This is a genomic window from Micropruina glycogenica (assembly GCF_900289045.1).
Lineage (GTDB): Bacteria > Actinomycetota > Actinomycetes > Propionibacteriales > Propionibacteriaceae > Micropruina > Micropruina glycogenica.
In genome coordinates this window covers 573,400-584,346 of the sequence record NZ_LT985188.1, presented here as the reverse complement: position 1 = coordinate 584,346, position 10,947 = coordinate 573,400, and the positions used below count along the sequence as shown (strand labels likewise).

General features: G+C 68.0%; 13 protein-coding genes. 5 read left to right on the top strand and 8 right to left on the bottom strand.

Annotated features, from left to right (window positions below; genetic code table 11):
* Positions 1-64: 64 nt before the first annotated feature.
* The 5 genes from MPLG2_RS02725 to MPLG2_RS02705 are packed head-to-tail and all read right to left on the bottom strand — an operon-like array spanning position 65 to position 4,351.
* On the bottom strand, positions 65-721 hold the full coding sequence (locus tag MPLG2_RS02725; RefSeq protein WP_197710053.1) for a nucleoside/nucleotide kinase family protein: 657 nt from the start codon (positions 719-721) through the stop codon (positions 65-67).
* Positions 702-2,237 carry a type II CAAX endopeptidase family protein gene (locus tag MPLG2_RS02720; RefSeq protein WP_158680811.1) on the bottom strand — a complete coding sequence of 512 codons (1,536 nt, stop codon included), beginning with the start codon at positions 2,235-2,237 and terminating at the stop codon, positions 702-704. Before MPLG2_RS02720 ends, MPLG2_RS02725 begins: the two co-directional genes overlap by 20 nt.
* On the bottom strand, positions 2,234-2,644 hold the full coding sequence (gene ndk, locus MPLG2_RS02715) for a nucleoside-diphosphate kinase (RefSeq protein ID WP_105184811.1): 411 nt from the start codon (positions 2,642-2,644) through the stop codon (positions 2,234-2,236). Before ndk ends, MPLG2_RS02720 begins: the two co-directional genes overlap by 4 nt.
* Before the next feature lie 34 nt (positions 2,645-2,678).
* Positions 2,679-3,023 carry a DUF4233 domain-containing protein gene (locus tag MPLG2_RS02710; protein WP_197710052.1) on the bottom strand — a complete coding sequence of 115 codons (345 nt, stop codon included), beginning with the start codon at positions 3,021-3,023 and terminating at the stop codon, positions 2,679-2,681.
* Positions 3,020-4,351, bottom strand: a complete 1,332-nt coding sequence (locus tag MPLG2_RS02705) for a bifunctional folylpolyglutamate synthase/dihydrofolate synthase (RefSeq protein ID WP_105184810.1) — start codon at positions 4,349-4,351, stop codon at positions 3,020-3,022. The genes MPLG2_RS02710 and MPLG2_RS02705 overlap by 4 nt, the downstream gene beginning before the upstream one ends.
* 203 nt (positions 4,352-4,554) lie before the next feature.
* Here MPLG2_RS02705 and MPLG2_RS02700 point away from each other — a divergent pair, with 203 nt between their 5' ends.
* From MPLG2_RS02700 to MPLG2_RS02690, 3 genes are read left to right on the top strand one after another with little or no spacing between them, the layout of a single operon-like run.
* On the top strand, positions 4,555-5,082 hold the full coding sequence (locus MPLG2_RS02700) for a MauE/DoxX family redox-associated membrane protein (protein WP_105184809.1): 528 nt from the start codon (positions 4,555-4,557) through the stop codon (positions 5,080-5,082).
* Positions 5,079-5,852: a DsbA family protein gene (locus tag MPLG2_RS02695; protein WP_105184808.1), complete on the top strand. Its 774-nt coding sequence runs from the start codon at positions 5,079-5,081 to the stop codon at positions 5,850-5,852. Before MPLG2_RS02700 ends, MPLG2_RS02695 begins: the two co-directional genes overlap by 4 nt.
* On the top strand, positions 5,845-6,612 hold the full coding sequence (locus MPLG2_RS02690; protein WP_105184807.1) for a DsbA family protein: 768 nt from the start codon (positions 5,845-5,847) through the stop codon (positions 6,610-6,612). The genes MPLG2_RS02695 and MPLG2_RS02690 overlap by 8 nt, the downstream gene beginning before the upstream one ends.
* Before the next feature lie 343 nt (positions 6,613-6,955).
* On the opposite strand, the gene MPLG2_RS18230 is transcribed toward MPLG2_RS02690, so the two are convergent.
* The 3 genes from MPLG2_RS18230 to MPLG2_RS02680 all read right to left on the bottom strand — a co-directional run bounded on the left by MPLG2_RS18230 (position 6,956) and on the right by MPLG2_RS02680 (position 7,738).
* Positions 6,956-7,132, bottom strand: a complete 177-nt coding sequence (locus MPLG2_RS18230; protein WP_158680810.1) for an SRPBCC domain-containing protein — start codon at positions 7,130-7,132, stop codon at positions 6,956-6,958.
* Positions 7,133-7,265: 133 nt separating this feature from the next.
* Positions 7,266-7,394, bottom strand: a complete 129-nt coding sequence (locus MPLG2_RS19600; RefSeq protein ID WP_269459166.1) for an SRPBCC family protein — start codon at positions 7,392-7,394, stop codon at positions 7,266-7,268.
* Complete coding sequence (locus MPLG2_RS02680) at positions 7,391-7,738, bottom strand: ArsR/SmtB family transcription factor (protein ID WP_158680809.1); 348 nt, start codon at positions 7,736-7,738, stop codon at positions 7,391-7,393. The genes MPLG2_RS19600 and MPLG2_RS02680 overlap by 4 nt, the downstream gene beginning before the upstream one ends.
* Before the next feature lie 61 nt (positions 7,739-7,799).
* On the opposite strand from MPLG2_RS02680, the gene valS reads away from it, so the two are divergent.
* Together valS and MPLG2_RS02670 are read left to right on the top strand one after the other, a co-directional pair.
* Positions 7,800-10,391, top strand: a complete 2,592-nt coding sequence (gene valS / locus MPLG2_RS02675; RefSeq protein ID WP_105184804.1) for a valine--tRNA ligase — start codon at positions 7,800-7,802, stop codon at positions 10,389-10,391.
* Complete coding sequence (locus MPLG2_RS02670) at positions 10,388-10,855, top strand: septum formation family protein (protein WP_105184803.1); 468 nt, start codon at positions 10,388-10,390, stop codon at positions 10,853-10,855. Before valS ends, MPLG2_RS02670 begins: the two co-directional genes overlap by 4 nt.
* The last annotated feature ends 92 nt before the right edge of the window (positions 10,856-10,947 follow it).

Below are 10,947 nucleotides of genomic sequence, written 5' to 3'. Positions count from 1 at the left end.
GTCCCCTGAGCCAGAAGAAGAACCGTCCCCTGAGACAGAAGTAGAACCGTCCCTGAGCAACCGATCAGTCGGTGTTGTCGACCACCAGGTCGGCACGCTCGGCCGGGTTGATCCGACCGATGTAGAGCTTCTGGCCCTCGACGTAGCGGGCCAATCGCTCGTCGTCGGGATCGTCGGGGCTGCCGTCACGCTCGGCGAGCCTGTGCACCGACACCTCGAAAGGCACGTCGAGCCACACCGAAAGGTCCCAGATCTTGCGGCCGCGAGCGTTGCGCAGCCGATTGCGGTGCAGGAACATGCCGTCGACGATCACCACCGCGTTGTCGGGCGCCACCTGCCAGGGCGGGTTGAGCGGGGTCTCGCTGGCGAAGTCGTACGACTTGGCCCGGTACCGTCCGCATCCCTCGCAGCCGAGCGGGTCGAGCACGTCGTCGATGAACCGCTCGTAGTCGTAGGTGTCGGCCACGAACCCGTCCGGCGAGGTGCGGCCCCGGCGGTGCCTGATCTCGGCCGGATTGAGAAAGTCGTCGAACGAGATGCGAATCACGGTGAGGCCGGAGTCGGTCAGCTCCGTGGCCAACTCGTCGGCGAAAGTGGTTTTGCCGGCACCGTCCACACCGTCGATCGCCACCATGGTGCGGCCCGTCCGTTGCCGAATGCGGGCAACCAGCCACGCCAGCGCTGCGCTACGGCTCAGGGTTTCACCGGGTTTGGTTTCCATCGTCCTGCCTCCATGGCGGCGGCATCACCGCCGCCTCTTGCGGAATCTGTTGCGCCGGGGCCGGCTCGGCCGGCACGGCCGCGCCCGGTGCGGCCACCCTCACCACGTTACGCCGGTGTGCGCGCCACAGCACCAGTGCCGCGGCACCCAGCATGATGGCCATCTGCACCAGCAACATGGGGCTGCCGACGCCGGCCTCGCGGTTGAACATCTCGCTTATGTCGCTGAACGGCAGCAGCACCATGGCCGTCACGTTGTTGACCGCGTGCATGGCCACGGACGCCTCGAGTCCCCCCGTTCGCCAGGCGAGTACCGAAGCGGTGATCGCGAACAGCAGGTAGAAGGCATTCAGCCACGGATCGCCCGCGCCGTGCAGAAGCATGAAGATCACCGCGGTCACCGCCGTGCTGACCGCGAGACCCACCGTGCGCGGCAACCAGGCGCCGATCGCTCGGGCGCCCAGGCCACGCAACAGGTATTCTTCACCCGCACTCTGCAGGGGTGTGGTGAGCAGAATCGCCGCGATCATGAAGCCGGTGCTGGCCGTGACCTGAAGGGGCGGCAGCCCGTCCAGCACCAGGCCGAGCACCAGGTTCAGCACGAACACCGGAAGCAGCCAGGCCACGCATTCGCCGAACCAGCCCCAGCGAAAGTGTCCGGTCACGGCGTTCATCCAGCGCGGCTTCTGGCCGAAGCAGGCCCACTGGGTCAGCATGGCGATCGGCACGGCTGCGGCCAGGCTCAGGTTGTTGGCCAGAAAGAACGCCGGCGTGGTCTTGAAGGCGTCCAGGCTGGTGTAGTTCTGCATCGTGGTGTTGCCGGCCGAGATGTCGTAGGCCATGGCCAGCAGAGTGAACACCATGGTGCCGGCGAACCACAGCGCTCCGCCCATGGCGAGGGCCGCAATCGGACGCCACCAGCGCATGCTCGGCGTGCGAAGAAACTCGTGATACTCGCGCGGTTCCACCGGCAGCGTGGACGGCTTCGGCGCGAACTGCTGCGGTACCCACGGGTGTCCGGTCGGTGACGCACCGTACGGGTTGACGACCTGCGGGTGGCCCGTCGGCGAGTACTGCGTCATCGGGTGCCCGACGGGGGGCTGAGCGGTGGTCGGCGCGCCACCGGGGTGACCGGACGGCGGTTGCGGCGGATACCCCACGGACGGCGGCGCGGCCGACTGCTCGGACGGCGCGGCTGCCGAGCGCCAGGGCTCGGCCGCTGCGCCGACGGGCCAGCTCTGCGGGTGCGGCTGCCACGGCTGCGGGCCTGGTTGCGCCGGTGGCGGCAGGGCGGCCGAGCCCGGACCGGGAGGCGCCTGCTGCCACGGCGGGTGCGGAGTGTCGGAACCCGGGTACGAACCGCCCGCGGACGGAGCCGACGCCGGCTGCGCCGCATGAGCGGCCGACCGGGACTGCTGGGACTGGTCCGGCTGGGTGGCACCCTGCTGGGCCGCCTCCGGCGACCAATGCCGCGCGGCGCCCTCTGCCCCAGGGGTGTCGGGCGAGGGCTGGGTCATGCGAGTTCCGGAAACCACAGCGCGATCTCGCGCTGCGCCGACTCGGGCGAATCGGAGGCGTGCACCAGGTTTTCGCGGTTCGACAGCGAGAAGTCGCCGCGAATCGAGCCCGGGGCGGCCGCTACGCCGTTGGTCGCCCCGTTCATGGTGCGCACCGACTCGATGGCCGAGGGACCTTCGAGCACCAGCACGATCAGCGGCCCCGACGTGATGAAGTCACGAAGCGGCGGGTACCAGGGCTGTTCGAGGTGATCGGCGTAGTGTCGGTCGGCCATGGCCGCGTCGACGGTGCGCTGCTCCAGGGCCACGAAGGCGAATCCTTTGCTTTCGTAGCGGGCGAGCACGGTGCCGACCAGGCCGCGGCGTACCGCGTCCGGCTTGATGATGACGAGAGTCCGTTCGGTCATGGTGCACCACCCTACCGGGGGCGCCGGCACCGGTTCAGCCGGCAGCCTTCGCCGCCTCCAGGCGTTTGCCGAGCACGAAGGTGATCACGAACAGCAGCAGAAACATGGCGCCCACCGCGAACATCATGCTCACCACGAAGCCGAGTGCCACGCAGGCCGCTTGGGCGAGCCAGGCCAGCGCCCAGCCGAAGGGCCGACGCAGCGTGCCCGCCGCCGCGAGGCAGAGCAGCAGCGCCACGCCGCCGGTGGTGAAGGCGAGCGACAACGACACGTCCGAGACCTGGATCATGCCGGGGATCGCCAGCCCGCAGCAGATCGCCTCGAAGGCCAGAATTGCCGCCAGCACCCGGTTCATCGGGTTGGTCGGCACCAGCCTCATGACTGTTCCTCGCGCACCAACAGCGCCCGCGCCTGCCCGGCGGCGATCACCGAGCCGGCGATCAGCACCCCGGCGCCGGGGCCCGCATCGTCGGCCAACGCCACCGCCACCTCGATCGCATCAGCCATGGTCGGCGCGACCCGAACCCGATCCTCGCCCATGATGCTCGCGGCCCGCTCGGCCAGCTCGTCGGCGGGCAGCGCCCGCGAGTTGCCGGCCACGGTGGTGCAGACGATGGTGGTCAGCTCGTCGGCGAAGATGCTCAGCAGGCCGTCCACGTCTTTGTCGGCCATCATCGCGACCACGCCGACCAGCGGCACGAAGGTGAACGACTCGGTGAGGGCCTCCATGGTGGCGCGGGCGCCGTGCGGGTTGTGCGCGGTGTCGAGCAGCACCGGTGGCGATCGGCGGACGACCTCGAGCCGGGCAGGTGCCTCGACCACGGCCAGCCCTTCGGTGATGACGTCGGCGGCGAGCGCCTTGCCGCCGAGAAACGCCTCGACGGCGGCCACCGCCAGTGCTGCGTTGCGGGCCATGTGGGCACCGAACAGGGGCAGCAGCACGTCGTCGACCGGACCGCCGGCTCCCTGCAGGCGAAGCAGTTGGCCGCCCACCCCGGGGGTGCGGTCGAGCAGCGAGAACTCGACGCCTTCGCGGTAGACCTTGGCGCCCACGTCGGCGCAGCGTTCGATGAGCACCTTCGCCGCTTCGGGTTGCTGCGCGGCCAGCACGACCTGCGAGCCGGGCTTGATGATGCCCGCCTTCTCGCGGGCGATCTCGGTGATCGTGGTACCCAGCAGATGCGTGTGGTCGAGGTCGATCGGGCAGATCACGGCCACCGCGGCGTCCATCACATTGGTGGCGTCGGTCACGCCACCCAGCCCGACCTCGACCACGGCCACGTCGACCGGTGCCTGGGCGAACGCTTCATACGCCAATGCGGTGATCACTTCGAAGAACGTCATCGGTACGCCGCCGATGGCTTGGCTGTCGACCATGTCGATCAGTGGCTGGGTGTCGGCCACCAGCGCGTCGAAGTCCTCGTCGCTGATCGGCTCGCCGTCGATGCAGATGCGCTCGGTCACCTCGTTCAGGTGCGGGCTGGTGAAGCGGCCGGTGCGCAGCCCCAGCGACCGCAGCAGGGCGTCGATCATGATGGCGGTGCTGCCCTTGCCGTTGGTGCCGGCGATCTGAATGACGGGGTAGCTGCGTTGGGGCGAGCCGAGCAGTTCGCACAGGGCCTCGACCCGCTCGGTGCCGGGCGCGATGCGGTGTTCGGGCCATCGAGCGATGAGCCGTTGGACGATCTGCTGATGTGTTTCGGCCATGGTGCGAACAGCCTAGTGGTGTGGCTCTGAAATGGCTTGGCGCGATCTCTTGAACCGAAGGAACCGTCCCCTGAACCATTGGGGACGGTTCTTTCAATTCACCGCCTGCGCCCCACGTCCGCAGCGCCGGCTCAGCCGCCCACCGTCCCGGCGCTTCGGGATGCGCGATAGTTGACCGTTGAACCGCCGCTATGATTACTGGCATGTCCGGCACCCTCGCGACCCGTTCCTGGGTTCGTTGGACGACGTTCGCCGCCCGGCAGATTCTGGGCATCGTGCTGATCGTGGCCGGGGCCATCAAGCTGCCCTGGCCCGAGGCGTCCGTCCAGGCCGTGCGCGCCTATCAACTGCTGCCGTTCGACATCACCAGGCCGGTTGGCTACGCCCTGCCGGTGATCGAGGTGGTCATCGGCCTGCTGTTGGTGCTGGGGTTGTTCACCCGCGTGGCAGCCTGGCTCGGCGCGCTCTCCATGGTGGCGTTCATCATCGGCATCTCGTGGGTGTGGGCGCACGGCATCTCGATCGACTGCGGCTGCTTCGGTGGTGGCGGAGCCAGCGAGAACGGCATCGCCCAGTACCCTTGGGAAATCGCACGAGACGTCGGGCTGCTGGCCTGTGGTGTCTGGGCCGGCCTGTTTCCCCGCTCACCGTTGGCGCTGGACAACTGGCTGTTCGCTCTCGACGCTTCTGCGCCCGCCGACGATGAAGAACTTGAGGAGTCCCGAGCATGACCCAGAGCCGACGCGAGGCCCTACGCCGTCAACAAGAGGCCCAGGCCCGCGCCAAGCGCCTGCAGCGCATCATTCTGGTGGCCGCCATCGTGCTCGGCCTGGTGGTGATCGGGGTGGTCGGCACCATCGTGGTCAGCCAGCTCAACAAGGGCGGCACCGCGGCGGGCACCAACTCATCGGTGCCGGTGAACGCCACCTCAGACGCCAGCGGCATCGTGGTCAACCCCGGCACGTTCAAAGACGGGGTGCCGAAGGTCGAGGTCTTTCTCGACTACCAGTGCCCGGTCTGCAAGCAGTTCGAGACCCAGTTCGGCACCACCCTCGACGACATGGCCACTAAGGGCGAGATCCAGCTGATCTACCGAACCATGACGTTTCTCGACAACAACCTGCGCAACGACTCGTCGCTGAAGGCGGGCATCGCGGCAGCCTGCGCCGACAACGCCGGGGCCTACTCGGCCTACCACAACGCGATCTTCGCGGGTCAGCCGACCAACGAGGGCACCGGCTACACCACCCAGCAGCTGCGCGTCGACTTCGCGGGCACGGCCGGTATCACCGGCGACAAGCTGACCGGGTTCCAGCAGTGCTACGACAGCCGCACCACCCAGTCGTTCGTCGAGGGCACGAACGAGAAGGCGGCGGCGGACGGCGTGAACTCGACGCCGACGATCATGGTGAACGGCACCAAGCTCGACAACAACACGATCTTCACCCAGGGCACCGACGCCTTCCGGCAAACCGTGATGACCACCAAGGGCAATGGCTAATACCTCACGGCGCGAACGCCTGCGCGCAGCGCAGGAGGCTGCCCAGAAACGCCGCCGCGCGCGCATCATCATCGCCATCGGCGTGGGTGTCGGAGCACTGATCGCGATCGCCGTGATGGTCTGGTCAAGCCTGGGTGCCACCGGTGGTCCGGGTGCCGGCGCCACGACTGGCGCGGGCGCCACCCGTCCACCCAACGCCACCGCGGAGAACGACGGCATCGTGACCAACCCGGGGCTGGGCAAGGCCGGTGTGCCCGTGGTCGGGTTGTACTTCGACTACCAGTGCCCGCACTGCATCACGTTCGAAGAGAAGTACGGCCTGACGCTCAACAACCTGGCCAAGACCGGCGACATCTCGCTGATCAACCACACCAAGGTGTTTCTCGACAAGGGCGACGCGAACGGACTGTCGCACAAGGCCGCCATCGCGGCAGCCTGCGCCGACGTGGCCGGGGTGTACAAGAACTACCACCAGAGCATCATGTCGGCGGCCTACGACGGCCCGTACACAGACGAGTTGTTCCGCGTGACCATCCCGTCGCAGGTGGGCATCTACGGCGATACCCTCGGCGACTTCCGCACCTGCTACGACACCAAGGCGATGGCGGGCTTCGTCCAAGGTGTCGAAGACGCTGCCGTCAAGGCGGGCGTCACCAGCACCCCGACCCTGGTGATCAACGGCGAGGTGCAAGACCTGACGAAGCTGCCCGACGACGTCACAAAGCTGAAGGCGTTCATCGACGAGGCCGCCAAGGGCTGAACCACCGGCGTTCGTCGCCGTCGATACTTCGTTGACCGGCGCGGGTGCGCCTGAGGTCTCGCCTGCGCCCACGCGGGTTGGACGTGCGCCCACCACGGATGTGCCGCCACACCGGCACGCGGACGAGTGAAGCACCAGGGCCGACGGCCAGCTCGACGTGCCGAAACGAGGTCCGGCCGGTGATGAACTGCGACGTAGCTGCCTTTGTGACACGCAACTGCCCGCGTGCAGGCAGCGAGGTGTCACAAAGGCAGTCACGTGGACTCAGCCCCAATGTGCTGCGACGAAGCACGGCCAGAGACCGCGCCGCTCAGTACCGCGGGGCTTTGCCGCGCGCAGCCACTCAACCGGACGCGCCCGTGCCCGCCAACGCGTCCAGCACGAACGTCCAGCCCTGGCGGTAGTTCTCGGCCGCCTCGTCATCCGTCCACGGGCCGGTGTGGGTCAGTTGCAGCAGAGTGCCGTTGGGGTGGGGCGTGAAGACGACCTGCACCTGGTCGTCCGGCTCTTCGGACGCCACCCCGTCGGCCAGTTCGTACCAAGACCCAGCCGAACACCAGCCGCGACGGCGCCTCGACCGCCTGGAACGTCCCCCGCACTCCGAAGCCGTGATCGGCGCGCCTCGATGCGGTACTCGCCACCCACCCGCGCGTTCACCCGGTATCGGGTATCGGGCCAGGTGTGCCACACCAGGTGGCAAGTCCTGGTTCGGTGGTCCAGGCCAGCCACAACTGCTCAGGGGTGGCCGGCACCAGCCGGGTGATCACCAGCGGTTCGGTCATTTCGGCTGCTTGCGTTCGGGTGCGGGGTCGCCGAACGCACCGGCAAGGGCGTCCAACTGCTCGGTCCAGAAACCGGAGCGGGCGGCCAGCCAGTCGTCGTAGCGGCGCAGTGGCTCACGGCGCAACCGGTGCGTGACCACGCGGCCCGTCTTGCGCGAATCAATGAGTTCGGCGCCGGCCAGCACGGTCAGGTGCTTGTGCAGCGCCGGCAACCCGATGCCGAGTTCGGCCGCCAGTTGGCTGCTGGTGGCCGCACCGCGCTGCAATCTGCTGACCACCTGCCGACGCCCGCGATTGGCCAGCGCGGTGGCGACACCGTCCAGCCCGTCCGAATACTTCACCATGTGGTTAAGTGTTGCACACTTCGATTCGTGGCGGCAGGTGCGCTTTCGTAAGATGCTCACCATGACCGTGACAGACCGCACCGACGTGACCGAATCGACCCCTACCGCGGGGTCGGTCGTAGTCGTGCCGGACCGTGCGGCCCTTGAAGGTCTCGAGGCCAAGTGGTCGCAGCGGTGGGCCGACGACGACACCTACACGTTCGTGCGTCCCGAGTCGCGCGACCAGGTGTTCAGCATCGACACTCCCCCACCCACGGTGTCGGGCTCGCTGCACGTGGGGCACGTGTTCAGCTACACCCACACCGACCTCATCGCGCGCTACCAGCGCATGCAGGGCAAGCACGTGTTCTACCCCATGGGCTGGGACGACAACGGCCTGCCCACCGAGCGGCGGGTGCAGAACTTCTACGGTGTGCGGTGTGACCCCTCGGTGCCCTTCGACCCCGACTTCACGCCGCCGGCCAAGCCCGATCCGAAGCGGCAGGTGCCGATCAGCCGAATGAACTTCATCGGCCTGTGTCACGAACTCACCCAGATCGACGAGCGGGCCTTCGAGAAGCTGTGGCGCACGCTGGGGTTGAGCGTGGACTGGAAGAACCACCTCTACGCCACCATCTCGACCGACTCGATCCGCATCTCTCAGCGTGCCTTCCTGCGCAACTTCGCCCGCGGTGAGGCCTATCTCGCCGAGGCTCCCACGGTGTGGGACGTGACCTTTCAGACCGCCGTCGCTCAAGCGGAGCAGGAAGCGCGCGACTACCCCGGGCATTACCATCGGGTGGCTTTCCACCGTGCCGACGGCCAACCGGTGTTCATCGAGACCACCCGCCCCGAGTTGCTGCCGTCGGTGTGCGCGTTGATCGCTCATCCCGATGACGCGCGCTACCAAGCGTTGTTCGGAACGACCGTGACCTCGCCGGTGTTCGGCGTCGAGATCCCGGTGCTGGCCCACCACGCGGCCGAGCCCGACAAGGGCGCCGGCATCGCCATGTGTTGCACGTTCGGCGACGCCACCGACGTGCAGTGGTGGCGCGAGCTGCAACTGCCCACCCGTACCGTGATCCAGCGGGACGGACGGCTCAGCGCCGAGACCCCGGACTGGTTGGTCAACGCCGAGCCTTATGCCGAGCTCGCCGGCAAGACCCCGTTCTCGGCCCGCGCCGCGATGGTCGAGCTGCTGCGCGGCTCGGGTGATCTCAGCGGCGAGCCCACGCCCACCACCCGCAAGGCGAACTTCTACGAGAAGGGCGACAAGCCGCTCGAAATCGTGTCGACCCGGCAGTGGTACATACGCAACGGCGGCCGGGACGAGGCGCTCAAGCAGGCACTGTTGGCGCGAGGCGACGAGTTGCAGTGGGTGCCCGAGCACATGCGACACCGCTACCACAACTGGGTCAACGGCCTGAACGGCGACTGGCTGATCAGCCGGCAGCGATTCTTCGGCGTTCCTTTCCCCGTCTGGTACCCGGTGGACGGCGACGGCGAGCCCGACCACAGCCGTCCGATCGTGCCCCACGAGGACGAACTGCCGATCGATCCGTCGTCCCAGGTGCCCCCCGGCTACACCGCCGACCAACGCGGGGTGCCGGGCGGTTTCGTCGGCGACCCCGACATCATGGACACCTGGGCCACCAGCTCGCTCACCCCCCAGATCGCCTGCGGCTGGGACACCGACCCCGAGCTGTGGGCACTGACGTTCCCGATGGATTTCGCTCCCGAGGCGCACGACATCATTCGCACCTGGGTGTTCAGCCGGGTGGTGCGCGCGCACCACGAGGAGCATCGCGTGCCATGGACGACCGTGGCCATCTCCGGCTTTGTGGTCGATCCCGACCGCAAGAAGATGAGCAAGTCGATCGGCAACGTGATCGTGCCCACCGACATTCTCGACCGTTTCGGCGCCGACGCGGTGCGCTGGCGGGCGGCCATGGCGCGTCCGGGCATGGACTCGCCCTTCGACGAAACCGGCATGAAGGTCGGCCGCCGATTGGCCATGAAGGTGCTCAACGCGTCCAAGTTCGTGCTGGGCATGCCGGGCGGGCTGGTGGGGTCCGACGCGATCACCGAATCGGTCGACCTGGCCTTGCTGGCCGGGCTGCGGCAGGTGATCGTGCGCGCCACTGACAGTTTCGAGGCCTACGACTACAGCACCGCGCTTGAGGTGGCCGAACGCTTCTTCTGGACGTTCTGTGACGACTACCTCGAGCTGGTGAAAGAACGCGCCTACGGCGCGCAGGGCGAAGCTGCGGCAGCCTCGGCCCGGGCCGCCCTGCAGCTGGCGCTCGCCCTGCAGCTTCGACTGTTCGCTCCGTTCATGCCGTACGTCACCGAAGAGGTGTGGTCGTGGTGGCGCGAAGGTTCGGTGCATCGCAGCAGGTGGCCCCGGGCCGAAGAGGTGCCCGCCGGCGGTGACCCGGCGCTGCTGGGCGACGTGGCCGAAGTGCTGATGGCCGTGCGCGGCGCGAAGTCGACGGCCAAGGTGTCGATGAAAACCGAGGTGGCCGCGGCCGACATCAGCGGCCCCGAGGCGTCCCTGGCTCGGCTGCGGGCGGTGCTGGCCGACCTGAAGGCGGTGGGTCGCATCACCGGCAAGGTGACCCTCGCCGGCGGCGACCAACCCCTGCAGGTGAGCATCGAGTTGGTGACCGCATGAGTCGGCTGGTCGCGGCTGCTGCAGCAGCCATGGTCGCGGGGCTGGCGCTGGCCGGCTGCAGCTCGGACGCCCCGCGCAACAGTGCCGGCCAGGTCACCGCGGCCGCGTCGGTGGACGCGTTTCAGGTGACGTTGGGCGACTGCACCGGCCCGATGAAGGAGGGCAACATCATGAGCCTTCAGGTGCTGCCCTGTGACGACGCCCACTACTTCGAGGCGTACGCGCGCACAGAGCTGCCCGACGGCGACTACCCCGGCGAGGATGCGGCGCGAGAAAAGGCCGACACCTTCTGCACGGCCGAGTTCAAGACCTTCGTCGGGGTCGCCACCAAGGACTCGTCGTTGGACAGGTTCTACATGTACCCGGTCAAAGAGTCGTGGGCGACGGGCGACCGCGAAGTGCTGTGCTTCGCCGGCCTCGACAAGGGCGGCCTCAAGGGTTCGTTGAAGGGCACCAAGAAGTAGCAGCAACCGCTGAGCAGGCTCAAGGGACGGTTCTCGATCCGGCTCAGGGACGGTTCTCGATCTGGCTCAGGGGACGGTTCTCGATCCGGCTC

Coding starts and splice junctions, on each gene's coding strand:
- MPLG2_RS02725 (WP_197710053.1), bottom strand. CDS start 721: ATGGAAACCAAACCCGGTGAAACCCTGAGCCGTAGCGCAGCGCTGGCG.
- MPLG2_RS02720 (WP_158680811.1), bottom strand. CDS start 2,237: ATGACCCAGCCCTCGCCCGACACCCCTGGGGCAGAGGGCGCCGCGCGG.
- ndk (WP_105184811.1), bottom strand. CDS start 2,644: ATGACCGAACGGACTCTCGTCATCATCAAGCCGGACGCGGTACGCCGC.
- MPLG2_RS02710 (WP_197710052.1), bottom strand. CDS start 3,023: ATGAGGCTGGTGCCGACCAACCCGATGAACCGGGTGCTGGCGGCAATT.
- MPLG2_RS02705 (WP_105184810.1), bottom strand. CDS start 4,351: ATGGCCGAAACACATCAGCAGATCGTCCAACGGCTCATCGCTCGATGG.
- MPLG2_RS02700 (WP_105184809.1), top strand. CDS start 4,555: ATGTCCGGCACCCTCGCGACCCGTTCCTGGGTTCGTTGGACGACGTTC.
- MPLG2_RS02695 (WP_105184808.1), top strand. CDS start 5,079: ATGACCCAGAGCCGACGCGAGGCCCTACGCCGTCAACAAGAGGCCCAG.
- MPLG2_RS02690 (WP_105184807.1), top strand. CDS start 5,845: ATGGCTAATACCTCACGGCGCGAACGCCTGCGCGCAGCGCAGGAGGCT.
- MPLG2_RS19600 (WP_269459166.1), bottom strand. CDS start 7,394: ATGACCGAACCGCTGGTGATCACCCGGCTGGTGCCGGCCACCCCTGAG.
- MPLG2_RS02680 (WP_158680809.1), bottom strand. CDS start 7,738: ATGGTGAAGTATTCGGACGGGCTGGACGGTGTCGCCACCGCGCTGGCC.
- valS (WP_105184804.1), top strand. CDS start 7,800: ATGACCGTGACAGACCGCACCGACGTGACCGAATCGACCCCTACCGCG.
- MPLG2_RS02670 (WP_105184803.1), top strand. CDS start 10,388: ATGAGTCGGCTGGTCGCGGCTGCTGCAGCAGCCATGGTCGCGGGGCTG.